This is a genomic window from Pseudanabaena sp. PCC 6802, from assembly GCF_000332175.1.
Taxonomy (GTDB): domain Bacteria; phylum Cyanobacteriota; class Cyanobacteriia; order Pseudanabaenales; family Pseudanabaenaceae; genus PCC-6802.
Genome location: NZ_KB235914.1, coordinates 4,458,822 through 4,483,473 on the forward strand (window position 1 = coordinate 4,458,822; position 24,652 = coordinate 4,483,473).

General features: G+C 49.5%; 21 protein-coding genes. 6 read left to right on the top strand and 15 right to left on the bottom strand.

Features of this window, described 5'->3' with window-relative positions:
* Window positions 1-5 precede the first annotated feature (5 nt).
* The gene (locus tag PSE6802_RS0126600) at window positions 6-1,259 is read left to right on the top strand and encodes an IS256 family transposase (protein WP_019498360.1); all 1,254 of its coding nucleotides are present in this window, start codon (window positions 6-8) and stop codon (window positions 1,257-1,259) included.
* A 96-nt stretch (window positions 1,260-1,355) separates the two neighbouring features.
* On the opposite strand, the gene PSE6802_RS36070 is transcribed toward PSE6802_RS0126600, so the two are convergent.
* Window positions 1,356-1,706 (bottom strand): type II toxin-antitoxin system RelE/ParE family toxin, encoded by a 351-nt coding sequence (locus tag PSE6802_RS36070; protein WP_156815745.1) that lies wholly within the window; start codon window positions 1,704-1,706, stop codon window positions 1,356-1,358.
* A 99-nt stretch (window positions 1,707-1,805) separates the two neighbouring features.
* On the opposite strand from PSE6802_RS36070, the gene PSE6802_RS0126610 reads away from it, so the two are divergent.
* Window positions 1,806-2,645: an IS5 family transposase gene (locus PSE6802_RS0126610; RefSeq protein WP_019503065.1), complete on the top strand. Its 840-nt coding sequence runs from the start codon at window positions 1,806-1,808 to the stop codon at window positions 2,643-2,645.
* A gap of 171 nt (window positions 2,646-2,816) precedes the next feature.
* On the opposite strand, the gene rsmA is transcribed toward PSE6802_RS0126610, so the two are convergent.
* From rsmA to PSE6802_RS0126670, 12 genes are all read right to left on the bottom strand, one after another.
* Window positions 2,817-3,665 (bottom strand): 16S rRNA (adenine(1518)-N(6)/adenine(1519)-N(6))-dimethyltransferase RsmA, encoded by an 849-nt coding sequence (gene rsmA / locus PSE6802_RS0126615; protein WP_019503066.1) that lies wholly within the window; start codon window positions 3,663-3,665, stop codon window positions 2,817-2,819.
* A 114-nt stretch (window positions 3,666-3,779) separates the two neighbouring features.
* Entirely contained in the window at window positions 3,780-4,379 is a 600-nt protein-coding gene (locus tag PSE6802_RS0126620) for a DUF3455 domain-containing protein (RefSeq protein WP_019503067.1), read from the bottom strand.
* Window positions 4,380-4,660: 281 nt separating this feature from the next.
* Entirely contained in the window at window positions 4,661-5,758 is a 1,098-nt protein-coding gene (gene dprA / locus PSE6802_RS0126625) for a DNA-processing protein DprA (protein WP_019503068.1), read from the bottom strand.
* A gap of 99 nt (window positions 5,759-5,857) precedes the next feature.
* Entirely contained in the window at window positions 5,858-7,105 is a 1,248-nt protein-coding gene (locus PSE6802_RS0126630) for a SufS family cysteine desulfurase (protein WP_019503069.1), read from the bottom strand.
* A 108-nt stretch (window positions 7,106-7,213) separates the two neighbouring features.
* Complete coding sequence (locus tag PSE6802_RS0126635; protein WP_019503070.1) at window positions 7,214-7,612, bottom strand: type II toxin-antitoxin system VapC family toxin; 399 nt, start codon at window positions 7,610-7,612, stop codon at window positions 7,214-7,216.
* Window positions 7,606-7,878 carry an AbrB/MazE/SpoVT family DNA-binding domain-containing protein gene (locus tag PSE6802_RS0126640; RefSeq protein ID WP_019503071.1) on the bottom strand — a complete coding sequence of 91 codons (273 nt, stop codon included), beginning with the start codon at window positions 7,876-7,878 and terminating at the stop codon, window positions 7,606-7,608. The genes PSE6802_RS0126635 and PSE6802_RS0126640 overlap by 7 nt, the downstream gene beginning before the upstream one ends.
* Before the next feature lie 84 nt (window positions 7,879-7,962).
* On the bottom strand, window positions 7,963-8,562 hold the full coding sequence (gene hisB / locus PSE6802_RS0126645) for an imidazoleglycerol-phosphate dehydratase HisB (protein ID WP_019503072.1): 600 nt from the start codon (window positions 8,560-8,562) through the stop codon (window positions 7,963-7,965).
* 142 nt (window positions 8,563-8,704) lie between these two features.
* Window positions 8,705-9,496, bottom strand: coding sequence for an IS5 family transposase (locus PSE6802_RS0126650; protein WP_019498649.1), 792 nt, complete (start codon window positions 9,494-9,496; stop codon window positions 8,705-8,707).
* 63 nt (window positions 9,497-9,559) lie between these two features.
* Window positions 9,560-10,129, bottom strand: a complete 570-nt coding sequence (locus PSE6802_RS0126655; protein WP_019503073.1) for a Uma2 family endonuclease — start codon at window positions 10,127-10,129, stop codon at window positions 9,560-9,562.
* Between the two features lie 210 nt (window positions 10,130-10,339).
* Complete coding sequence (locus PSE6802_RS0126660; RefSeq protein ID WP_019503074.1) at window positions 10,340-10,735, bottom strand: DUF309 domain-containing protein; 396 nt, start codon at window positions 10,733-10,735, stop codon at window positions 10,340-10,342.
* 239 nt (window positions 10,736-10,974) lie between these two features.
* Window positions 10,975-11,793: a DUF1838 domain-containing protein gene (locus tag PSE6802_RS0126665; protein WP_019503075.1), complete on the bottom strand. Its 819-nt coding sequence runs from the start codon at window positions 11,791-11,793 to the stop codon at window positions 10,975-10,977.
* Window positions 11,794-11,940: 147 nt separating this feature from the next.
* Complete coding sequence (locus PSE6802_RS0126670; RefSeq protein WP_019503076.1) at window positions 11,941-13,551, bottom strand: glycoside hydrolase family 57 protein; 1,611 nt, start codon at window positions 13,549-13,551, stop codon at window positions 11,941-11,943.
* Between the two features lie 502 nt (window positions 13,552-14,053).
* Here PSE6802_RS0126670 and uvrB point away from each other — a divergent pair.
* On the top strand, window positions 14,054-16,054 hold the full coding sequence (gene uvrB / locus PSE6802_RS0126675) for an excinuclease ABC subunit UvrB (RefSeq protein ID WP_019503077.1): 2,001 nt from the start codon (window positions 14,054-14,056) through the stop codon (window positions 16,052-16,054).
* 137 nt (window positions 16,055-16,191) lie between these two features.
* On the opposite strand, the gene PSE6802_RS0126680 is transcribed toward uvrB, so the two are convergent.
* Both PSE6802_RS0126680 and PSE6802_RS0126685 read right to left on the bottom strand, forming a co-directional pair.
* The gene (locus tag PSE6802_RS0126680; RefSeq protein ID WP_019503078.1) at window positions 16,192-17,106 is read right to left on the bottom strand and encodes a DUF6999 family protein; all 915 of its coding nucleotides are present in this window, start codon (window positions 17,104-17,106) and stop codon (window positions 16,192-16,194) included.
* Entirely contained in the window at window positions 17,107-19,053 is a 1,947-nt protein-coding gene (locus PSE6802_RS0126685; protein ID WP_019503079.1) for a beta-ketoacyl-ACP synthase III, read from the bottom strand.
* Window positions 19,054-19,465: 412 nt separating this feature from the next.
* On the opposite strand from PSE6802_RS0126685, the gene PSE6802_RS0126695 reads away from it, so the two are divergent.
* From PSE6802_RS0126695 to pyk, 3 genes are all read left to right on the top strand, one after another.
* Entirely contained in the window at window positions 19,466-21,904 is a 2,439-nt protein-coding gene (locus PSE6802_RS0126695) for a phosphoketolase family protein (RefSeq protein ID WP_019503081.1), read from the top strand.
* A gap of 73 nt (window positions 21,905-21,977) precedes the next feature.
* Entirely contained in the window at window positions 21,978-23,003 is a 1,026-nt protein-coding gene (locus PSE6802_RS0126700) for a 2-hydroxyacid dehydrogenase (RefSeq protein WP_019503082.1), read from the top strand.
* Window positions 23,004-23,187: 184 nt separating this feature from the next.
* A complete protein-coding gene (pyk, locus tag PSE6802_RS0126710; protein ID WP_019503083.1) occupies window positions 23,188-24,615 on the top strand; it encodes a pyruvate kinase in 1,428 nt (475 codons plus the stop codon).
* Window positions 24,616-24,652: the final 37 nt, after the last annotated feature.

Sequence of the window (24,652 nt, forward strand, 5' to 3'; positions counted from 1 at the left end):
GCAACATGTTAAGAGGCAAACAAGCAACTAATCGTACAGATGAACTACTAGACGAGTTGGTGTCAGAGTGCCATAGCCCCGAGGACATTCTAGGAGAATCGGGCTTACTGAAGCAACTGAGTCAACGACTAATCGAGCGAGCGCTCACGGGAGAGCTGAGCCATCACCTCAAATCAAGCACGCCTAAGGGAGAGGAAGCGGTAGAAGACGAAGTTGTGCGACGCAACAGCCGCAATGGCTACTCGCAGAAGACGGTGCAGTCGCAACAGGGCGAAATGGAGTTGTCGATACCGCGAGACCGTAACGGCGAGTTTGACCCCGTGCTGGTACCGAAACACCAAAGGCGAATAGCAGGACTCGATGAGAAAATCCTGGCTATGTATGCACGGGGATTAAGCACCCGAGACATTAGTGCTCAACTCGAAGAACTCTATGGTGCCAAGATCTCCGCCGCACTCATCAGTGAGGTCACTGATGCAGTTAGCGACGAGGTCAAGGCTTGGCAGTGCCGTCCCCTGGAACCTGTATATCCCATCATTTACCTCGATGCCCTCTACGTGAATATCAAGGTGTCGGGTCGGGTGAGCAAGCGAGCGGTCTATGTCGTCTTGGGTATTACGGTTGAGGGCAACAAAGAATTGCTTGGGCTGTGGATTGGGGAGGTGGAATCCGAAGGCGCTAAGTTCTGGCTCAAGGTGCTGACTGACCTCAAAAACCGTGGGGTCAAGGACATTCTGATTGCCTGTTGCGATGGCTTAGTGGGATTCCCCCAGGCGATTGAGGCTGTTTTCCCGCAAACCCAGGTGCAACTATGTATTGTGCATCTGATCCGCAACTGTTTGCGTCATGTGCCCTGGAAAGACGCTAAAGCTGTTGTGGCTGACCTCAAGCCCATTTATCATGCTGCCACTTTGGCAGAAGCCGAAGCTGCGCTTGAGGCTTTTGCCGCCAAGTGGGATCGCCTATACCCCGCGATTAGCCAAATCTGGCTGCGCCATTGGCAGAACATTATCCCCATCTTTGACTATCCCATGGACATCCGCAAAGTCATCTACACTACCAATGCCATTGAATCCCTCAATCGCTCCCTGCGCAAGGTGATTAAAACCAAGGCTGTCTTCCCCGATGAGGAATCTGTCTTCAAGCTCATGTTCTTGGCCATGCATAACATTGCCAAGCGTTGGACTCGCCCCCTTAAAGATTGGAAGGCAGCGTTGTCATATTTTGCTATCCTATTCCCAGGACGTTTAAATTACTGACCTTATTTCTCGCTTACACAAAAATCTGAGCACTCTCATCTCGCTGAACTCTTTCACAAACCGTTTCTTTAAAGTCTCTTGTTAATGTCATAATCTTTACTTCTTTCCTTTCTTTTTTTCAGTTTTTTCTTTTACTTCTGCTTCACTAGCCCCCCTCTTTCTTCTCTTATACTCTTGGTAAAGTTCTCTAGCTCGGTCAATATCTGACTGCTGACTTTTTTTAGTTCCACCCCCAAACAAGACAATTAGTTGCTTACCATCCTGAGCTAGGTAAATGCGATAACCTGGTCCCCAATCAATCCTGTATTCGCCAATTCCATCAAACCATTTGATGCTTGATGTGTTTCCTAGCTCTAGACGAGACTTCGCAACTGTAACCTTTGCCGCAGCTATGGCATCCAGGTTGTCGAACCATTTCTGATAGGGATTTGAGCCATCCTCTCTAATATATTAGACCTCTTGCAGATTAGGTTGAGGTTGAGTTGCCAAAGAACCCCAAGATAGGAAAATATCAGGACATAGCAATAACGAAAAAGCGTCCTGATGATGAACTATATAATAGCGCAAACCCTACCTGCTGCACACTTTAAGCGTCGATTTGGTATCGAGACTAATACGTTCAAAGCAATTGTGAAAGTGCTTAAACCAGAGTGGCGAGCAACGCCAACACCTGGAGCCAAGCCTAAACTCGGACTAGAAGACCGCATATTGGTTACCTTCGAGTATTGGCGGGAATATCGCACCTACTTTCACATCGCCACTAGTTGGGGCATCAGCGAGTCTACAGTTTGTCGAATAGTGCATTGGGTAGAGGAGACTTTAATCCGCTCACGTCGCTTTCGACTACCTGGGAAGCGCCAGTTGGTGCGGGGCTTTGGGATACCTACAGTCGCGATCGTTGATGTGACTGAAACTCGCATTGAGCGTCCTAAGCGGCACCAACGTGCCTTTTATAGCGGCAAACAGAAAGGGCACACGCTCAAATGTCAACTCATAATTGACGCTCTTACTGGGCAGATTATCTGTACGTTTTTCGGCAAGGGGCGACGGCATGATTTCAAGCTGTTCAAAGCTTCTGGCATCCATTTCCATCCTCAAACCGAGAGTTTGCAGGACAAGGGTTATCAAGGCATCCAGAAACTGCATCTCTACTGCCGCTTACCCCACAAGAAACCGAAAGGTGGTCAGCTTACGCCCGAGCAGAAAGCGTTCAACCGCCAACTTGCGCGCCAACGGGTTGGCATTGAGCATGTTAATCGCCGCTTGAAGATCTTCCGCATCTTATCTGGACGCTATCGCAATCGTCGTCACCGCTTTGGTTTGCGTTGCAATCTAATTGCTGGTCTCTACAATTTTGAACGCTCTCAAGGCTCCTCAGTTGGCTAATTTGCAAGAGGTCTATTCTTGAACTTTCATATTAGATATGATAGTAACTTATATGTTACTTATTGTCAAAACTATAGCTTTAGACAGATCGGCTAGTTCAGTGGGTGGGTGGAACTGCTCACTATGCAGGGGTTTTACCTCTGCACCCCGTCCTAAACCTGTTGGCTATGGCTATATCTTTCTACAATGTAGATCGTCATGAAATCCGCGCAGAGATATAGCATCGCTAAGCGCTACCCATTCCTCAACGCTCAAATCCTCCGCCCTTACCTGAGGATTAATGCCCATCTCCTCCAGCAAACTAACCAGGCGATCGCGATCGATTATACTTCCCAAATTATTCCGCAGCATCTTCCGCCGCGTCGCAAACCCCATCTCGATTAACTTCCCCAAAAACTCAGGATCGCTAGCTGGTTTAACGGGCGATCGCGGTAACAAACACACCACCGCCGAGTTTACCTTGGGCGGCGGATAAAATGCCTGGGCGGGTACGTCGCAAATAAACTGACACTCGGCTAAATACTGCACCCGCACGCTCAGAGCACCATACGCCTTATGTCCCGCCTTTGCCACCAGGCGATCGGCGATTTCCTTTTGCACGAGCAACACGATGCGATCGAACTGATTGACCGGAGCCGCGATCGTCCCCAACAACTTCGTCAAAATCGGCCCCGTAATGTTGTAAGGGATATTGGCTACGACCTTGCGAACCCCTTCCGGCAAGGGCACATCGAGAATGCTGCCTTCGATCAGTTCAAAATTCTCCTGCGTAAACTTACGCCTTAATTGCTCGCACAAATCGCGATCGATTTCTACAGCAGTCAGCGATCGCACGAACGGCAACAGCATTTTCGTGAGATTCCCCGTTCCCGGCCCAATTTCCAGGACGCGATCGTCGGGGCTTAGCTGCGCCGCTTTCAGGATTTTTGCCAGCGCCTTTTCGCTGCGCAGCCAGTGCTGTCCGAATTGTTTGCGCGGCAGACCCATCGCATTGTCCTTAAAGAATTTGCGCTTTGTCATTGTATAGTGTTAGCGGTCAGCTTTTTTAAAGCGATACTGAAAATCCTCTTCAAGTCCGCACAGGCGGACTTTGTTTGTGTAGCCGCGATTTCAATCGCCAGGCTTTAATCTCAACTACTTTTTAGAAGTTGGCGCGATACCGTAAAAGTAATAATCAGCCGTATAATCCACTTTCACTTCCGCATCCTTCTTGGTCGCGGCATCGCAACCTTTAGCAGGAGCTTGTCCGCCTACCGTGGCGAGACGCTGAACGTGTTTGACATTACTCATCGCACCTTTGCCAGAGTGAGAGGTCACCTCCAATAAAAGCAGAGGAATAGAATTCTTGGTAGAAGAATCTGCTTTCGCCTGGATTTTACCCTGAATCTTACTGCCATCCTTGAGTTCCCAAGTCGGCCCCCCATAGTGTTTGCCCACCTCCACGCCCTTCTCATCGAGCAACACTGCCTCCGGTGCTTTTAGCTTCCATCCATACTTTTGAGGGTTATCCTCTTTCGGTTGACAGGTATAAATCTGTACGCCCTTTGCCGCCGTTTTAAACAATAGCTTCTCGTCTTTGGGCACCTGTAATTGACTGGGGACTTGAGATGCTGCGGTTTTCGCTAATAGCTGGCGCTGGCTGGGGAGTTCGTTCGCAGAAACGCTGTAAGCATTCAGACCAGAGAGAGAGACAAGTGCCAAGCTTGCAAAGATTACTTTCAGATTAGATTGCATTTGATTGCTCCTGTAAAAACAAAGTCTTAAGAGAATTGGAGATTTTTATTAAGTAGTAATACCAATTCCCTAAAGTAAAATTACAGATTGCTGGAGGGGCGAACGGCCGTTCGCCCGTACATAGATCGATCTGTAGTTCAATTTTGAAGAATTGGTATAAGGTGGGCAGTGCCCACCCTACCTATGGTGTTTTTGCGTTAGTCCTAACCAGGGTTAGGCCGCTGGTTTATTTGTGTTAACTCTTTAACTAGTACGCGCTACCTCCAATCCCGGATCGAAATTTATATAAGGCGTTGATAGCGCATACCGGGCGATGGTGCGATCGCCCCGATCAACTCCAGTTGCAATAAGGCTCCCGACACTTCTCCAGCGGGCAAGCCCACGGTTTCAACGATGCGATCGAAGCCGATCGGTTCGCCAAAGGCGATCGCGGCGAGGATGCGCTGTTGGGTTGGCTCCAGTAAAGGTAACTGCACTGGTTCTGTCTGAGGATCGGGATCTAGACCGGGCATGGCACCTAGCGCCGCTATGAGTTCGTCAACGCCCAAAATTACCTGCGCGCCGTTACCGATTAATTTCAAGCAACCAAGCGAGTGGTGCGTATCTAAAGAGCCGGGCAGAGCGAAGACATCGCGACCGTATTCGTTGGCCTGGTGGGCGGTGATCAGAGCGCCCGATTTCTCCGGTGCTTCGATCACGATCGTGGCGCGGCACAGTCCGGCGATGATGCGATTGCGAGCGGGGAAATGGACGCGATCTGGTTGAGTGTTGTGAGGATATTCGCTGACAACCAGACCGGATTTGATAATTTCTTGATAAAGCGATTGATTTTTGGGCGGGTAGACGATATTAACGCCCGTACCGACTACGGCGATCGCGTTACCCTCGCCGCTCAAGCAACCCCGATGCGCTTCGGCATCCACGCCATCCGCCAAACCCGACACCACGGTAAAACCATGCTCTGCTAGAGCTTTGCCAATTTTCTGCGCCCAGCGCCGCCCGTAACCGCTGGGACTGCGCGTTCCCACCATGCCCACGGTCGATCGCTCCGCCCATTTTGTCAGGCTGCCCGCATAATGCAGGATGGGCGGCGGATCGGGAATTTCCCATAGTAGTTTGGGATATTCGTCATCGGATGGAGTCCAGAAGCGAGGATTTTGACGTTGATATTCCTCCAGAAGCGCGGGCGGATCGATCTCTCGCCGCGTTGCAGTTATAACCGAGGCAATCTGTTTGCCTATGCCCTCAACTTCAAGTAATTCCGAACTGGAAGCCGACCAGGCATCTTTGAGATTCCCAAAGTGTTGATAGATGCGCTTGAGAGATACGGGGCCGATCTGTGGAACTTTCGACCACGCCAGCCAATATGCTTTTTCCATCTAGATTGAGAATTGAATTATTGGGAGCCTTGAACCCGCGCAGGCGGGTTTTGTTTGTATAGCCGCGATTGCAATCGCCAGGTTGTACGTTCGCAATCCCTACAGAATGCTATTGAAAAAGGCGATCGCATCCTTCAGGGCTACGATAAAGGCATCAATCTCATCACGAGTATTGTAGAAGTACAAACTGGCTCTGGCGGTACCGCTCGCGCCCAGGTGATGATGTAGAGGCTGCGTGCAATGATGCCCCGAACGAATTGCTACGCCCGCTTGATCGAGCATGGCGGCCAGATCGTTGGCATGGATGCGATCGCCCACATTGAACGCTACCAGTCCGGCGCGATGGTGCAATGGCCCGTAGATTTTGAGGTCTGGAATGGGCTTGAGTTGCTCTAATAAGTAGGTGACCAGCTCCTGCTCGTAGGCGTGGATGTTCTCCATGCCAATTTCGCTGAGATAGTCCACTGCCGCACCAAGGGCGATCGCTTCGCCAATCGCGGGCGTGCCTGCCTCAAATTTATGGGGCGGCTCGGCATAGGTGGAATAGTCGAGATATACATCGGCAATCATTTCGCCACCACCCATAAACGGGGGCATAGAGCGCAGCAGATCCAGCTTGCCGTAGAGGAAGCCAATCCCAGTAGGAGCGCACATCTTATGTCCCGATGCCACGAGCCAATCGCAATCCATTGCCTGCACGTCCACTGACATGTGCGGCACGCTCTGGCAGGCATCGATCAGGACTTTGCTGCCGCGATCGTGGGCAAGGCGAACGATCTCCGCCACGGGGCTGACGCAACCCAAGGTATTGGAAACGTGGAATGTGGTAACCAGTCTGGTGCGATCGCCGAGCAGCGCTTGATATTGCTCGAAATCGAATTCACCGCTAGCGGTGGGCTGCACGAACTTCAGGACGGCTCCAGTTTTCTGTGCTACGAATTGCCAGGGGACGATATTGCTGTGGTGCTCGATGACGCTGAGGATAATTTCGTCCCCCGCCACCAGGTTATTCATGCCCCAGGCATAGGCGACTAGATTAATGGCTTCGCTGGCATTGCGCGTATAGACAATTTCCTGGGGCGATCGCGCGTTGACAAACCGGGCAACTTTTTCCCGCGCCCCCTCGTAGGCATCGGTAGCGCGAGTGCTGAGGGTATGAGCGCCGCGATGCACGTTGGCGTTGTCGTGTTCGTAGTAATAGCGCCAGGCTTCCAGCACGGCCAGGGGTTTTTGCGAGCTAGCCGCATTATCAAAATAAATCAGCGGCTGACCGTGGATCTCCTGATGCAGGAGCGGAAAATCTGCTCTTACCTTTTCTGCCAGAGTTTTTTCGCGAACTAGGGTCATGGCTTTGAACTGTACTTTGCAAAATGTGCGCCTAAATGCATCTTAACTCGGATTATTCGGGAATAGCATTAGCCAAGAAATTAAGTTCTTGGCTGTGGATCGTATCAATCAGGGAGAGACGACAGGAATTACATTATTAAGGCGACGCGCTCTTTTTTGCAAAGCTAAATCGAACGTCGCAAAGCGATCGGCAATACCGCTGGATGCTAGGTGCAAAGCATCGGCAAAGTCCAGCCCTTCGCCATACCAAAACATCGCTTGCTTGACTGAGGCATCGTCTTCCACCAAAAGATTTGGCAATCCCAACAAATGGCGAAATGCTTTATCGATAACAATGCGATCGAGTTTGTAAGTGTAGCGCAAAACCCATTCAACCTCTAAAAGCACGGTCTTTGGGATAAATACGCGATCGCTTTGTATGAGGTTGGCAGCAATTTTTGCTTGTTCGGGATCGTCATTAGTTAAAATCCTCACAATGAGATTCGTATCTAGAGCGATAGTTAGCACTGCTGCACTCCTTTAGAAAATTGCTCGGCAACGCCAATGGCGATCGCTGCTTCCATATCTTCCAAAGTATGCTTTGGTCCCTGATAGTCCGTACAACCAATCAGATCTTCAACGCGCGATCGCGGAAACGCATTTACAGGTCGCAAAACAATAGAACTACCGAGATCGTCGATTTCAAATTCTTGCCCCGCTTTCCATCCATGTGCTTCGCGCACGGACTTCGGAACGATGACCTGTCCTTTACTAGACAAACGTGTAGTTTCCATAATCCAAGATGTAAGACGGCGGTAAGATTATTATAGCCAAGATGCCCTGTAACCGTCAAAACCTTTCTTATTAAAGTATTCGCGTTAAAGCACGCCTTTAGAACTGGGAATGACGCTGCCGCGTCGCGGGTCGATTTCGATCGCCATCCTCAATGCCCTGGCAAATGCCTTGAAAGTAGCTTCGATGATGTGGTGGGAATTAATGCCGTCAAGCTGGCGAATGTGCAATGTCATTTGGGCGTGGTTGACAACTGCCTGAAAAAATTCGCGCACCAGTTGCGTATCGTAGGTACCCACCCGTTGCGTGGGAATCTCCAGACCGTAAACCAGGTAGGGACGACCGGAAAAATCCAGAACGACCTGCACCAGAGCTTCATCCAGGGGCGCGATAAAATGTCCGAACCTGACGATGCCCTTGCGATCGCCCAGTGCTTGCCCTAACGCCTGCCCCAGCGTAATACCAACATCCTCATTGGTATGGTGATCGTCGATGTGCAGGTCGCCAGTTGCCTGAATATCCATGTCGATGAGGCCGTGCGAACAAATCTGTTGCAGCATGTGATCCAGGAAGGGAATGCCCGTACTTACCTGTCCCTTGCCCTGTCCGTCGAGATCTAATCCGACTCGAACGTCGGTTTCTCCAGTTTGGCGGTGGACGCTAGCAGTACGATTTATGGATGACATGGCCTGGTTACTTTGCTTGAATATTAAAATCTGGTATGGATCTCCAGTATAGGTAAATTCTGCGATCGACAGCGAACCAGATCTTGCTATGACTCCTGCCGTATCGCATCTCTAAAGATTTTCATTGCTTCTAAGAACCCATTTAGGAAGTCGCAGTTGCCAGATTTCTTAGCATTTTGCGGATTAAAGCCAAGTAAATAAACGATTCAGACATTTGCTCATAAAATTCATAATCCTTGCTTAGTCTACGACAATTACCTAACCAAGCAAAGGTTCGCTCTACCACCCAACGCTTTGACTCCACTACAAAACCTTTCTGATTGTCTGCCCGTTTGCTAACTTCCCAAAGCCATCCGAAGTTGTCGTTGACCCATTGTGTGATTTCATCACCAGAGAATCCAGCATCAACCAGAATTTTCTCTAATCGTGGTAATGGAGATGTGAGATTCTGTAACAACTGCTTAGCTCCTGCTCTTTCACCGATGTTAGCTGCACACACCAACACCTTTACAACTAAGCCCAAGGTGTCAACCATAGCGAAGCGTTTTCTGCCCTTGATTTGCTTACCGCCATCAAAACCTCGACTGCCCGCACTTTCTGTTGTCTTCACACTCTGGCTATCGATACTCACCAAGCTTGGGGTCGCCTCTTTACTAACCTTTTCCCTAAATTGTTGGCTCAATTTGCGATTAATCTCCTCCAGTAGCCCAGTTCTTTCCCACCTTTGCCAGTAGAAATAGACCGTTGAGTAAGGCGGAAAGTCATGGGGTAGATTCTGCCATGTACAACCATTTTTGAGTATATAGAAAATGGCATTCAGTAACTCTCGCATATTTGTTTTGGGTGGCCTACCCCATTTTGATGGTTTGGGTAGCATGGGTGCGATAATTTCCCATTCTTGGTTGGATAAATCGGTATTATAGGATCGGCGCATCTCTTCAGGTTTATACTAGACTTCATCAGTATTTATACCTGCTTTTGGTGCGCCTTTTACTTCCTAAATGGCTTCTAAGCGCGATTGCATTTGCACGCAGCGTACTAACAGATCGATGTCTAATTCTGGTAAAAGTTCACTGCGCATTATTTCTACGTACTGGCCATCTTGCAGGTGGTACAGCTTTAACTGGTTACCCTCCCAGAACCACACCTCCTGGATCTCAAAGCGGCGATATTTCTCCAGTTTCTGCAAACTCCCACTGGTCAGCACCACCTCGATCGCTAGATCTGGATTGGCTTTCTTTTCTCGCAAGTAATAGGACTCATCCGGCTCAAAGGAAGTACCCTTATCTTCCTCTCGTCGCGTAGCGCTGCCCACAGGAATATACTCAATTTCCATGAGTGTAAAGTAAGCTTCCAGCAAGATAGCCAAAGATTTTTTAATTAATTCGTGTGGCTCTCCCAATGTCATGAGTTCGATCCATCCATCCAAATAAGTTATCCGCAAACCAGGAGAATCAGCCAGGAGTTGCTCTAAAGCCTCAAACTCCTGCCAACTGTAGTTCCCTGGCAGCAAGAAACGCTGCTCCTGCTCTGTGCTAGGCAAGTTATTAAGTAATGTTGCAGTCACGACTCTAACCTCCTGAAGTAGAGATTTTCATGGCTTCCTGGGCTATAGCACTTTTCAATTGAGAACGGGTTTTATTGATGGGGTGAAGGGGTTCCACCCCTTCTTGGGGGCAACGCCCCCAACCCCCCTTCTCGTTTTCATCTGAAAACCGCTATAATTCTACCAAACTACATTCGCGTGAATTTTCCCTTTGTTTTTCCGTTTGGGATCTCATGCGGCGATTAAATGAATTTTAGGAATGTTTAACTCAGGCGATCGCTCTCGCATTTGTTGGGCGATCGCATCAACTCCCTCCGCTCCAGAAGTTTGCAATGTTTTCAATAATGTGGCGCTATCAAGCACTAATCGCTCGACATCAACATCTGCATAGTCTGGTTGGAAATCGCGCAGCCGACCGATCCCTTCACCCAGAAGAATTACCGCGCCGCGCCAGTTGCTATTACTGAGATGATACAATCCGACGGCTATTTGTAAAATTCCCTGATAGAAAGTCTTGTCTGGATACTCGGCATCCATCCAAATGGCTTCCAGGGTATCGTGGCAAGCATAAAATTCCGATCGATTAAATTGCGCGATCGCTTCACCAAATTCAACTTCTACATTCACCTGCAAATTCCCATATATAGCTGTAGACAGATCTGTTAGGACAAGGGGTGTGGGGGCTGCGCCCCCACGCAGGGGAGGCAGGGCGGTCTTGGGGGTTCCCCGCTAGAGCCACTGCCGTGTGGAACCCCTGCACCCCGTCCTAAGCCTATTGGCTATAGCTATACATGCTTTCCTCGCATTCCCAGCCCGTCTCAGGCTGTATTATAGCGTTTTTCAATACTGCATGTCAGGAGTATCGATTAAATCTCCTCTGACTGTGGTAAGGGAAAAGTTTTGCCAGCTAGGTAAGCATCAAAGTGCTTTTGAAAATACAACCACGAGGTCATATCTTCTACATCATCTGAATAAGACAGCGGTGCATTTTTATATAGAGGCATGCGAGTATTAATCTCATCCCTTAGCAGTTGCGGCAATTCATCCACTCCATTTACTTTGCTGCCACAGGCGCTGTAGATGAGTTGACCGGGGCGATCGCCCATTTTCATCCAGGGCACCCAAGGCCCGACCCGATCCCAGTAAAGCTGGAGTTTGGAAACAGAGAGAATTTCAGGATTCAATAGTTCTTCAGTGGGAACTGAAATCTTGAATAACTCGGCTGCCTGATAAGTTGGATTCGGGCTATGCTCGGCAAATTTCCGATCTGTGGCGAGAGGATTGGGATAAGTAGAAAATAGGTCAAATACGAAAGTGGTATTGCTGCCATCTACTTGTGCGGGAAACTTGCCTTTGAAATGCCCCTGTACGGGATCGTTGGCAACGTGCATTACCGTTAGTAATTCGCCTGTCCAAGGATTTTCCCACTGCTGCAAAATTTCACCTGTCTCTGGATGAAGGTAGTAAGTCAACTCTCTGGATGTGAAATCCCAGATCCCCTCTGCGGAGGGAATGCACCTGCTGACGCTCATGCCCACCATTTTAAAGAGGCGATTTCTCTTTTCACCGGGAATGAAAGCATATATTGACCCCGCCCAGATCAGGAAACTCGATTCGTTTGAGTCGAGCGACGATCGCGTCTTCACCCACTGTTGGGCATCAAAGTCTCTGGTTTCAGCAGCCATCTACGGGTTCCTCGGTATTTAAAAGCTTATAGCGTTTTTCAATAATTTTCTGGGTAATATGCCTCTATGAGGTAGTTATACGGAAATATGCAAGGTAACGAAGTCTCAATTACGACTTCCTCGGGAGGTGCTCAAAGGGAACATAGTCTATGCCTGCAAAACCGGAGTAGATAAGGGACGATAGACCCTGTAATCGATTTGTGGAAAGATATTGTCCATATATTCTACTTTTTCCAGCCAGCCAGAGTCGATCGCACCTTTACTAATATCCTCAAATAATTTGTTGAACCGCAACAGGTGAGATTTGGTGCGTCGCACGGCATAGGGCACCATGGTGCCCGTACTCATAATGAACGTCCAATCTGAAGATTGGGCTAACAGTACTTCCCGTGCCGCCTGATTCAAGGCTTTACGTTCTAATTCGTCAACTGCCTCGCGCTGTGCCAGAGCAATCATGCGCTCGGTGGCTTTGTGTAAATGCGGATATACCCAAGCATTCGTCTCGTTCAGCCAGAACTCGTGGAAACCCTTGTAGCCCCAGCTTGACTGTGCCGGACGTGCCACCTGCTGACTGGGATTTTCTTTCAAGTAGTCGGCAAGGTGCGTAAGGCGAAATACCTTCTGGTCGAAGTAGGCTTTGCGAAGCGTATAGTCAATAAACCAGGGGCCTTCGTACCACCAATGCCCAAATAACTCGGCATCGTAGGGCGACATGACAATTGGCGGTCGCCCCATACTGTGATACAGATGCTCGATTTGTTTCTCGCGGTTAAAGCAGAAATTGCCCGCATGTTCGGCGGCTTTTTCCCTTGCCCAGTAAGGATCGTATAGCTGCTTGGCACCCAGATCTAAATTCTGACCTGTAATTTTGTGGTACTTAACCCCCGTATTTTTGCGCTGCCCATTTGGCATGATAAAGGGTTTAATGTACTCGTAGTCGGCTTCCCAACCCAAATCTTTGTAAAATTCGCGGTAGACTGGGTCGCTGGGATAACCGATCCTTGCCGACCATACTTGCTGCGAAGATTCCTGATCTCTGGCAAATACGGCTACGCCCGTTTCGGTAAAAATGGGAGCATAGGTGCTAAAGCGCGGACGAGGCTTGGCGTACATGATGCCATGACCGTCGGAGATGAAGTAGCGCAAACCAGCATCGGCGATCGCGCGTTCTAACCCGTTGAAGTAGGCGCATTCAGGCAGCCAGATGCCATTGGGTGGCTTGCCAAATTCCTGGGTGTGGGACTCTACCGCCACTTGGAGTTGCGCCCGTATCGCTTCGGGGTACATTTTTAGCAAGGGCAGATAGCCGTGCGTTGCGCCGCAGGTAATAATTTCCAGATTATTGCTATCCAGGAATTGCTTGAACGCACCCACGATATCGCCATCATATTTTTGCCATAGCGATCGCACCTCTGCCAATTCTTTTTCGTAGAACTCAGCCAAATACTTGAGGTGGCTGTTGAACTTGTTGCGCTCCACTTCACAAGCTACCAGCTTTTGTAGTTGGGTTAAGTGGGCTTCATAACGTTCCTGAAGCAAAGGATCGCGCAGCATTGCCACCAAGGGTGGGGTCAGAGTCATGGTGAGCTTGAAGTCAACGCCATCTGTCCTCAGTCCCTCAAATACCTTGAGTAGGGGAATGTAAGTTTCGGTAATTGCCTCATACAGCCATTCTTCCTCTAGAACATAATCGCTCTCAGGGTGGCGGACAAAGGGCAAGTGAGCGTGTAGAACTAGTGCAAGATATCCAATGGTCATATACTAGGGTTCCTTGTTGGCAATGGGTAGACGAAATGCCAAATGCCTGTATCTAAGCCATTTTAGGCTATTCAGGTAGCAGTTAATTTTTTTTGTTAATGCCATTTTTAGCGTTTTTGTGTAAGTTCGGCAATCGGGTTGCGATCGCTGTCGCAACCCACCCTTACATAAATTGTTCAGTTAGTCAGGCGATCGCTTACTTATACCAAACCCTGGTTTTTACCCCCCTTTTTGCGGAGTCTGTACAGGCAGGCTTTGTTTTTTGTAGCCGCGACTTCTAGTTGCCAGGCAATATAGCGGTTTGCAGATCGGAAAGAGTAGGGGGTTTGGGGGCGTTGCCCCCAGGTCGGGGTTCTACCCCTTCAGCCCGTCAATAAAACCTGTTCTCAATTGAAAAACGCTATATTAGGGACAATTAACGCGGATTTGGTATTACACGTATATTTTTGACCTGGCTAAAATAGGACAGTGCGTTCGTTAATTTACGAAAATTCTTAAACCTATGGCAGAGTTTCAAATTCAGACACCCTGGCCGCCCACCGCCGATCAGCCCAAAGCGATCGCCCAGCTACTCCAGGGGCTAAAAGACGGTAAGCGCTATCAAACTCTGCTAGGTGCGACGGGTACGGGTAAAACCATGACGATCGCGAATGCAATTGCGCAATATCAGAAGCCAACGCTGGTGTTAGCCCATAACAAAACTCTGGCAGCGCAGTTGTGTAACGAGTTGAGGGAATTTTTTCCCAATAATGCCGTCGAGTATTTCATTAGTTATTACGACTATTACCAACCAGAAGCCTATATCCCCGTTACCGACACCTACATCGAAAAAACCGCCTCGATTAACAACGAAATCGATATGCTGCGTCACTCCGCCACGCGATCGCTATTCGAGCGCAAGGACGTAATTGTGGTCGCCTCGATTAGCTGCATTTACGGTCTGGGCATTCCCGCAGAATATCTCAAGGCATCAATTCCATTGCGCGTGGGAGATACTGTCGATCAGCGGCAAGTGTTGCGAGATCTCGCAACAATCCAGTACGAACGCAACGATATTGAGATGTCGCGGGGTCGATTTCGCGTGAAGGGCGATATCCTGGAAATTGTCCCTGCCTATGAGGATAGGATTATTCGCGTTGAGTTTTTTGGCGATGAAATTGATGCGATTCGCTTTGTCGATCCGGTGACGGGAGAAATCCTGCAAAGCGTGGAAGGGCTGAATATCTATCCCGCTCGCCACTTCGTTACACCACAGGAGCGCTTGCAAATTGCCTGCCAGCAAATCAAACAGGAGTTAGACGAACGCCTTGAGGAACTGATTAAGGATAATAAACTCCTGGAAGCGCAGCGTCTGGAGCAGCGCACTCGCTACGACCTGGAACTGTTGCAGGAAGTGGGCTTTTGCAATGGCGTGGAAAACTATTCGCGACATCTCTCCGGTCGCAATGCCGGCGAATCACCCGACTGTTTGGTGGACTATTTCCCCGCCAATGACTGGCTGTTGGTCGTGGATGAATCGCACGTTTCCGTGCCGCAGATGCGCGGCATGTATAACGGCGATCGCGCCCGCAAGTCTGTATTGATCGAACATGGTTTCCGGTTACCCAGTGCGGCAGACAATCGCCCGCTCAAATCGGAAGAATTTTGGGATAAGGTGAAGCAGTGTATATTCGTCTCAGCCACACCGGGCGATTGGGAGTTAGAGATTTCCGAGCAAATTGTGGAGCAGATCATCCGTCCCACCGGGGTTCTCGATCCGGAGATATTCGTGCGCCCGACGGAAGGGCAAGTCGATGACCTGCTGGGTGAAATCAAATTGCGCGTAGCCCGCCACGAGAGAGTATTAATTACCACCCTCACCAAGCGCATGGCGGAGGATTTGACTGCTTACTTTGAGGATAGACACATCAACGTGCGCTACCTCCATTCCGATATCAAATCGATCGATCGCATCGAAATTCTGCAAGCACTCCGCAATGCCGAATTTGATGTCTTGATCGGCGTAAATCTATTACGCGAAGGTTTGGATTTACCAGAAGTATCGTTGGTGGCAATTCTCGACGCGGATAAAGAAGGTTTCTTAAGGGCAGAGCGATCGCTAATTCAAACTATCGGTCGCGCTGCCCGCAATGTCAACGGACAGGTAATTATGTATGCAGATCGGCTCACTGACAGCATGGACAAAGCGATTAGCGAAACAGCACGCCGCCGCCAGATCCAGATCGCTTACAACGAAGAACACGGCATCGAGCCAAGATCGATTACCAAGAAATCCAGCAATGCGATTCTCGATTTTCTATCGATCTCCCGTCGTCTCAACGAACAACAGTTAGATTACGTCGTCAACCAACCCCTCGATATTTCCCTGGATGAATTGCCAGAACTAATCGAGCAACTAGAAGCACAGATGCGCGAAGCCGCCAAGAAACAAGAGTTCGAGCAAGCCGCTCAGTACCGCGATCGCATTAAAAAATTGCGTCATAAACTACTGGGCAACCCATAATGATGGCTAATCTTTATGAGCCATCTGGTTATAGCGGTTTTCATCTGAAAACCGCTATAGAGAACAAGCTAAAGCGATCGCCGCTCAAGAACGACGGAAAAACGAGCAACTAGAGGCTTACCTCAGATCGCTTGGCATCAACTCTGATGAAATTTAATCGAGTTAGCTTGTGTAGCGGAGCCAATCGCTTGCATCTTTGCCTGCTGTTGACACAACTCCAAGTAGCGATGTAGATACTCCGCGATGATGCCGTGTAGGATCAAAGCCCGTCCTGCCACAAACGGGCTGTTGGGGCTAAGGGGATGGCGATTGTGAATGACGTGATTCCAGCGATAGTCACCCGTAATCTCGCTGACGTAGCAGCCGAAATTCTCATCAAACTGTAAGGATAAGACAGCGCGAGCAAACTCATCGCTCGTGAGGCAAATCGAATAGAATACTTTGAATAGCTCGATCGCAGATTCCAGGTCGAGAATTTGCAGCCAACCTCGTTGAGAGCAGTCTATATTGATTTCCACTGGACGGATGCTATTGTAGTTAATGCCTTGCGATCGCCTTGCCTCCAACCAGTTGGGATTAGCCTGTACTGCCATATTGTAGTCGTAGACAAAATTATAGAGAATCAAGTCATGTTCTAAGAAAGCATTTTGCGACAGATCGTCCACTGTGCTCGGGTAGAGATTGGACTTTGCAATTTCAGGATCGGGACCGTTATCGATCAGAAAATTGACAATATTGGAACCGATACAGAGGTGTCGCACGATCAGATAGCAGGCTTCAGGCGTGACGCAGTGTTTGAGGAAGAAAGCAGCAGAGCGATGCATCAAGACATAAGCGCGAAACTGAAATGGCAGCAGTCGCTTACCGATCGTAATTATTGCCAGCAGGAGATTGGCAACGATTTTAATTGGAATCAGCAGATAGTTACGCGTCCAGTTTTGCAGATCGCGCACCATATATACTTTGGCCGTAACATCAACTGGAATTGCGCGATCGAGTTGCAGGATATCCCAGGCATTGGGATCTCGGCGATTATTATGGATATCAGTCATTTAGCCGATCTCCTCTAATTGCAATAGATAGAGTCTGGCTGTAACTTTGGCAGTTTTGACGATGCGCTTTGCGATCGCAGCGGTCATCCATTCTGCTCGTACAAGTGCGTTCAGCTTATCGACGTGCGATGCGTCGTTTTTGCCGTGATATGCTAAAAACGATACTTGTGACTCATTGAGAGCGAGGCTCTGCTGAATCCGATCTGCCCACTGGCCAGCTAGCTTATTACCCAATCCCTCGATAACAAACATGCTACCAATTAAGTCGATTGGATCGCTTTGGGAAGCTTGGTTAAAGATAAAAGCTGACAAAGCCTCGCTTCCAATATTCTTTTCCGCTTGGAGAATATTGGATAAATCGCCACCCACTGACTGATAATTTTGTTCTAGCATTAGGAAGTCGCGATGCTCTACTTGGGCGTGACCGATAAAAGTCGATCGCATCTGAAAATCGGTCATATTGGAGGCAGCCCGTGCCATCCAGCGGGCACCTTCTACTACTTGGGGGCGCAAATTAATTAACAGGGCTTTGTAGTCTGGCAGAGTGAATTCACCGCGCTCGAGCCGACGTACTATAGGCACGGAATGGATGCGACGCTCAAATTCCAACCAAACTTGTGCCAATTGTCTGATTAGATACGTCGATACGGTTTCTCGCTCTAAAATACTATTGGAGATATAGTAGCGATCGGCGTAGGGATCTTGAGATATGGCTTTATCCTGGCTGTTACTCTGGGAGAGTTCATTTTGCGCGATCGCTTGACTATTTACCTCCATAGATGAATTAGATGAATTCGGCGAATTGACTAAAGGAGTGCAGGATTCCACGACGCTCAAGAGCATGTAGGCAGTGGTAAAGCGACCGCTTTCGGGAATAAAACAGAAAATTTTTTGTCCAACCTGCAATTTGCCAGAATTAAATAGTTCCTCCAGCATCAAATAGATAGCGGCGCAACCCGTATTCCCCCTCGTGTAGAGATTAGTGAACCACTTATGCTCGGGGATCGTACAGTCTGCCATTTCCAGGAGTTCCACAATCTGACTGCGGAAGAAATGCGAAGAGTAGTGACACAGCAACCAATCGATTGTGCTTGGATCGACTCGCCCCTGGTCGATTAAGCGCAGCCAACCTTCCACGCCTAACTTAAGCACATCGTCAAGCAGTCGAATATTTTGACGCAGGTCGAGCGCTCCCGACTTAGCTGCTTCCACATAATCGGAATATTCCATCCAGCTACGTTTTGCGCTCTCATCATCAAATCCAGCATACATGCACACAGGATAAGCATTTGCATGGGAAATTAGTTCGATCCATTCCACCTTGAGACTAATGCCATTGGGATTGGGGCGATCCTGAATTAACATCGCTCCAGCTCCATCTGACAGCATCCAGCGCAAAAACTCAGTGTCAAATGGTAGTGACTTCCCTGCCCGTACATTTTCCGCAGCTTCAAAGCGGCTGTGCTTAAATAGACGCGATGGCATTTCCGCTGCTACAGCGATCGCATTGCGTTTCTGTCCTAATGCCACCTGATTTGTCGCATACTTCAGCGCGGATATTCCCGCGCAGCACACGCCATGCGTAGAGGCAGTTTCTAAAGGCAAGCATTCTGATAGCTCCCCATGTACCATACTGGCAAAACTGGGAACTAACTGGTCTGCCCAGGTGGTGGCAGCGGCAAGTAAATCGATTTCCTTTGCATCGCGATCGGCCAGCGCGAGAGCATCGCGTACTGCTAGTGCTGCCATTTCACTGGTGCGATGCGTGGTATTTTGCTGGCGATCTAGGGCATAGTAGCGCTGTTGGATGCCATTGCTTTTGAGAATGCGAGAACGTACTTTGGAAGGGCGATCGCCAATTTTCCCGAGAAAGTCTTCCATCTCATCGTTGGCTATAGGGTCGTTGGGCAGAAATTTCCCAATGCTGTTAATGTAGGCGGTATGCATATAAAGATCGTAGTATTTCAGGGGATGGCGGGCTCAGGTAGCGCTACTGCAAGCTCGTTACTTCTGACTCTATGAGTTTTATAGCTAGATCGGTATGTGGAGTGTGCCAGTTTCAGGAATGTCATAATATAGCGGTTTTCACTTGAGAACGGGTTTTATTTTTGGGGTGAAGGGGTTCCACCCCTTCTTGGGGGCAACGCCCCCAAACCCCCTACTCTTTCTGATCTGAAAACCGCTATAGTGCGTCAAGAAGCTAGAGAGATGCACAAGAGACAAATAATCGCCTTGACGTTTCGCCATCAATTCTTAAAAAATTAATAAGAATATTGCTATGTAGTCTAGAAAACAAGATAGGGCAAAAATTAGCACCCTATAATAGACGCAAAGTATTTTTGGAGGATTAATCGCAATTATGGTAGCAACTCCTCAAAAGCCCAATATTGACATGTCATCGATTAGCGCGTTTGGAATGGCGCGATCGACAGTTGAGGGAACTCCTCTTAGCTCCGAAGAATTGCGCAAGATCCATGCATTCTGGCGTGCAGCTAACTATCTAGCCGTTGGCATGATTTACCTGCGCGATAATCCTTTATTGAAAGAATCTCTGAAATCAAACCACGTTAAACTCCGTTTGTTGGGTCACTGGGGTTCTAGCCCTGGCATCAGTTTTCTCTACACTCACCTGAACCGAGTCATCAAAAAATTCGACCAGGACATGCTATTTATGGTAGGCGCAGGACACGGTGCGCCAGGATTTCTCGGCCCCTGCTATTTAGAGGGCAGTTATTCCCACTACTTCCCAGAGTGCAGTGAAGACGAAGTGGGAATGCAGCGTTTTTTTAAGCAATTCTCTTTCCCAGGTGGGGTTGGCAGTCACTGTACGCCCGAAACCCCTGGTTCGATCCATGAGGGCGGCGAACTGGGCTACAGCCTTTCCCACGCCTACGGTGCCGCCTTTGACAATCCCAACTTAATCGTCGTTGCTATGCCCGGTGATGGAGAGGCTGAGACGGCGGCTTTAGCAACCTCCTGGCACTCCAATAAATTTATCAATCCCATTCGAGATGGCGCGGTATTGCCCGTGCTGCACCTGAACGGCTACAAAATCAACAACCCCACAATTCTCTCTCGCATCAGCCACCGAGAACTAAAAGCGCTGTTTGAAGGCTACGGGTACGAACCCTACTTTGTTGAAGGTTCCGATCCTGAATCGATGCACCAGGCAATGGCGGCAACCCTGGATCGCTGCACTACCGAGATCCGCAACATCCAGCAGGAAGCGCGTTCTAGCGGGGTGGCAACTCGTCCCATCTGGCCGATGATTGTGATGCGGACTCCCAAAGGATGGACGGGACCCGCCGAAGTGGATGGGCACAAAGTAGAAGGCTTCTGGCGAGCGCATCAGGTGCCAATGGGAGGGATGCACGACAATCCAGAGCACTTGCGTCAATTAGAAGAGTGGATGCGCAGTTACAAACCGGAAGAACTATTTGATGCCAACGGTGTGCTGCGATCGGAAATTAAGGATATGGCACCTACTGACAATAAGCGACTCGGCTCTACTCCCTATGCCAATGGTGGGTTGCTGCGGCGCGATCTGAAGATGCCTGATTTCCGCCAGTATGGAGTGCGAGTGGAAAAGCCAGGTACCGTTGAAGTCGAGAATACGAAGCCTCTGGGTGCGTTCCTGCGAGATGTCATGAAGTCTAACATGACTAACTTCCGAGTCTTTGGTCCCGATGAAAATACGTCGAATAAACTCGGTGCGGTTTATGAAGTCAGCAAGAAGTTCTGGATTGCTGAGTATTTACCAGAAGATGCAGATGGGGGCGAACTGTCGCCCGACGGTCGCGTCATGGAAATGCTGAGCGAACACACGTTAGAAGGCTGGCTGGAAGGCTATTTGCTCACTGGACGGCATGGGTTCTTCTCGACCTACGAGTCGTTTGCTCATGTGATTGATTCCATGTTTAACCAACACGCTAAGTGGTTGGAGATCTGCAATCGCATTCATTGGCGCGAAGAGATTTCGTCGCTGAACTTGTTGATTACTTCTACCGTGTGGCGGCAAGATCACAACGGCTTTACCCATCAAGATCCGGGTTTCCTGGATGTGGTGCTGAACAAAAGCCCGGAAGTGGTGCGGATTTACCTGCCGCCAGATGTGAATACGTTGCTGTCAGTTGCGGATCATTGTTTGCGCAGCAAGGATTACATCAACGTAATCGTGTCGGATAAGCAAATGCATTTGCAATTTCACGACATGGACGCAGCGATTAAAAACTGCACGAAAGGTATTGATATTTGGGAGTGGGCTTGTACGGACGAGGGGCACGAGCCGGATGTGGTACTGGCTACAGCAGGTGATATTCCAACCCAGGAATCGCTGGCGGCATCCTGCATCTTGCGGCAGCACTTCCCGGATCTGAAGATACGGTTTATCAATGTAATCGACCTGTTTAAGCTGCAACCGGATACGGAGCACCCCCACGGATTGAGCGATCGCGACTTTGACAGTCTTTTTACGCTGGATAAGCCCATTATCTTTAACTTCCACGGCTATCCCTGGTTAATTCACCGCCTTACCTACCGCCGCACCAATCATAAAAACCTGCACGTGCGGGGCTATAAGGAAAAAGGCAACATCAACACGCCGTTAGACTTGGCAATCTGCAACCAGATCGATCGCTTTAGCATTGCGATCGACGCGATCGACCGGCTGCCCCAACTGAAAGTAGCAGGTGCCCATGTGAAAGAGATGCTCAAGGACGAACAGATCTCCTGCCGCAACTATGCCTACGAACACGGTATCGATCGCCCCGATGTGGTGAACTGGAAGTGGCCTTACTAAACCACAGATAGGTCAGGAGGAATAAAATTAGCGCAAGACTTCGTATCGCGAACTGACTTTCTGGAGGTATGTTTTGAAGATCGCATTTTTCAGTACCAAATCCTACGATCGCCAGTCTTTTGAGGCGGTAAATGCCAGCTATCAGCACGAATTGACGTTTTTCGACGTTCAACTCAACGAAAAAACTGCCGTATTAGCGGCGGGGTTCCCCGCAGTTTGTTTATTTGTCAATGATACGGCAGATGCAGCAGTGCTGGACGTTCTTGCTTCTTGTGGGACTCGCTTGCTGGCACTGCGATCTGCGGGGTTTAACAACGTCGATTTGCAACGGGCAGCAGCGTTAGGCATAAAGGTAGTGCGCGTGCCTGCCTATTCTCCCTACGCCGTTGCCGAGCATGCCGTTGCCCTGGTACTGACGTTAAATCGCAAGCTCTACAAAGCCTACAATCGCGTTCGGGATGACAACTTCTCCCTGGAGGGGTTGTTGGGATTTGACCTGTATGGCTGCACAGTTGGGGTCGTCGGTACGGGAAAGATCGGCATGGTGTTTGCCCGGATTATGCACGGATTCGGTTGTTCGCTGTTGGGTTACGACGCTTATCCCAATACGCAGTTTGAAGCGATCGGCAGCGCTCGTTACGCATCCCTAACGGAGCTTCTATCTAATTCCGATATTATCTCCCTCCATTGTCCCCTGTTACCCGAAACCCGCCATTTAATCAATACCAGCACGATCGCGCAAATGAAGTCGGGTGTCATGCTCATCAATACTAGCCGCGGTGCTCTGATTGACACGACTGCCGCGATCGCGGGCATCAAGTCGGGCAAAATCGGCTATCTGGGAATCGACGTGTACGAACAGGAAGACGAATTGTTTTTCCAAGACCTGTCAGACACTATTATTCAGGACGACACCTTTCAACTATTGCAATCCTTTCCCAACGTGGTCATCACTGCCCATCAGGGATTCTTCACCCGCAATGCGTTGGAAAACATCGCCACCACCACCCTGTCCAATATTACCGATTTTGAGCGAGGTCAGTCGTTGCAGAATGAAGTTTTCGAGCGGCCACCTGCACCGCTAAAAGCAGTTGTTTAAAGAGACTGGGCTATCTCATCGGTCACAATCCACAGATCGATCTATGTTCTATTCCCCGTTCATAGCCAACAGGAGAAAGCCCCAGTATGTCCAGCACCGTTGCTAATAAGATTCAAATTGAAGACGATCGCACCGGAATTAATGTCGAAACCCTGATTCCATTTTAATTAAATTTAAGGATCCCATGAAACCATTGATCCACCGCACAAAGATTGTGGCGACGATCGGTCCGGCAAGCGATACCCCCGACACGATTCGGAAGATGATGCTGGCAGGAATGAACGTGGCACGGCTCAATTTCTCCCACGGTAAATATGAAGATCACGCCAAGCGGATCGAGCGGTTGCGCTCTATTTCGCAAGACCTGGACTTGCCACTGCTGCTGCTGCAAGACCTGCAAGGCCCCAAGATCCGAGTGGGCGATCTGCCTGCTGAGGGTATGATGTTGCACGAAGGAGGCTCGCTCACCCTGGTACCGATCGCCGAATACGCGGGACAACCCAACACGGTTGGCATCGACTATCCCTACCTGGCAGAAGAAGCCGAGTCGGGAACTCAGGTATTGCTGGACGACGGTTTGTTAGAGCTGTGCGTTGAGGGGGGCGATGGTAGTGCCGTTCGGTGCCGGGTAGTAGAAGGCGGTTTACTTAAGAGTCGCAAAGGGGTGAACTTGCCAACGCTGAACCTGCGCTTGCCTTCAATGACCGATAAGGACAAGCGCGATCTCGATTTTGGCATTGCGCAAGGTGTAGACCTCATCTCCCTCAGTTTTGTGCGCAAACCGGAAGACATCCAAACTCTGAAAGCATTGCTCGAGGAGAAAGGAGTCAATATTCCCGTACTGGCAAAACTGGAGAAACCCCAGGCGATCTCCAACCTGGACGCAATTGTGCATGAGTGCGACGCGATTATGGTGGCGCGGGGTGACCTGGGTGTGGAAATGAGTCCGGAAAAAGTGCCCTCGATCCAGAAGCGAATTATCAAACTGTGCAACCAGAAAGGAATTCCGGTAATCACCGCCACCCAGATGTTAGACAGCATGATTCACAACCCCCGTCCCACCCGCGCAGAAGCTAGCGACGTAGCCAACGCGATCGCGGACGGCACAGATGCCGTGATGCTCTCTGGCGAATCTGCGATTGGCAGTTACCCGGTGGAAGCGGTCAAAATGCTGGCACGCATTGCTGCTGAAGTGGAACCATCCATTCAGTTTATTAACTATCCACCCAACTGTAATGGCGATGCAGATGCCATCAGCGAAGCTTTACACGCGATTGACGACGCGCTGGATCTGCAGTGCATTGTCGCTTTTACCGAAACAGGTTATACCGCTAAGCTGGCTTCGGCAGAACGTCCAAAGGCTCCGATTGTAGCCTACACTCCCGACCTGAAAATCTATCGCCAACTCAGCCTGAACTGGGGAGTTAGACCCGTTCTCCTGGAACAGGTTCAGTATAGTTTGTCCGATGTACTGAACTACCTGGAAACCGATTTAATTCGGCGGCAGTTTGCAGCTTTCGGTGATAAGGTACTGATTATGGGAGGACTTCCTTTTGGGAAAGCAGGCGGCACGAACTTCCTCAAAATTCACACGATCGCGCGTAAGGAGTAACCAACAATGGCAATGCTGATTTTAATCCGGCACGGAC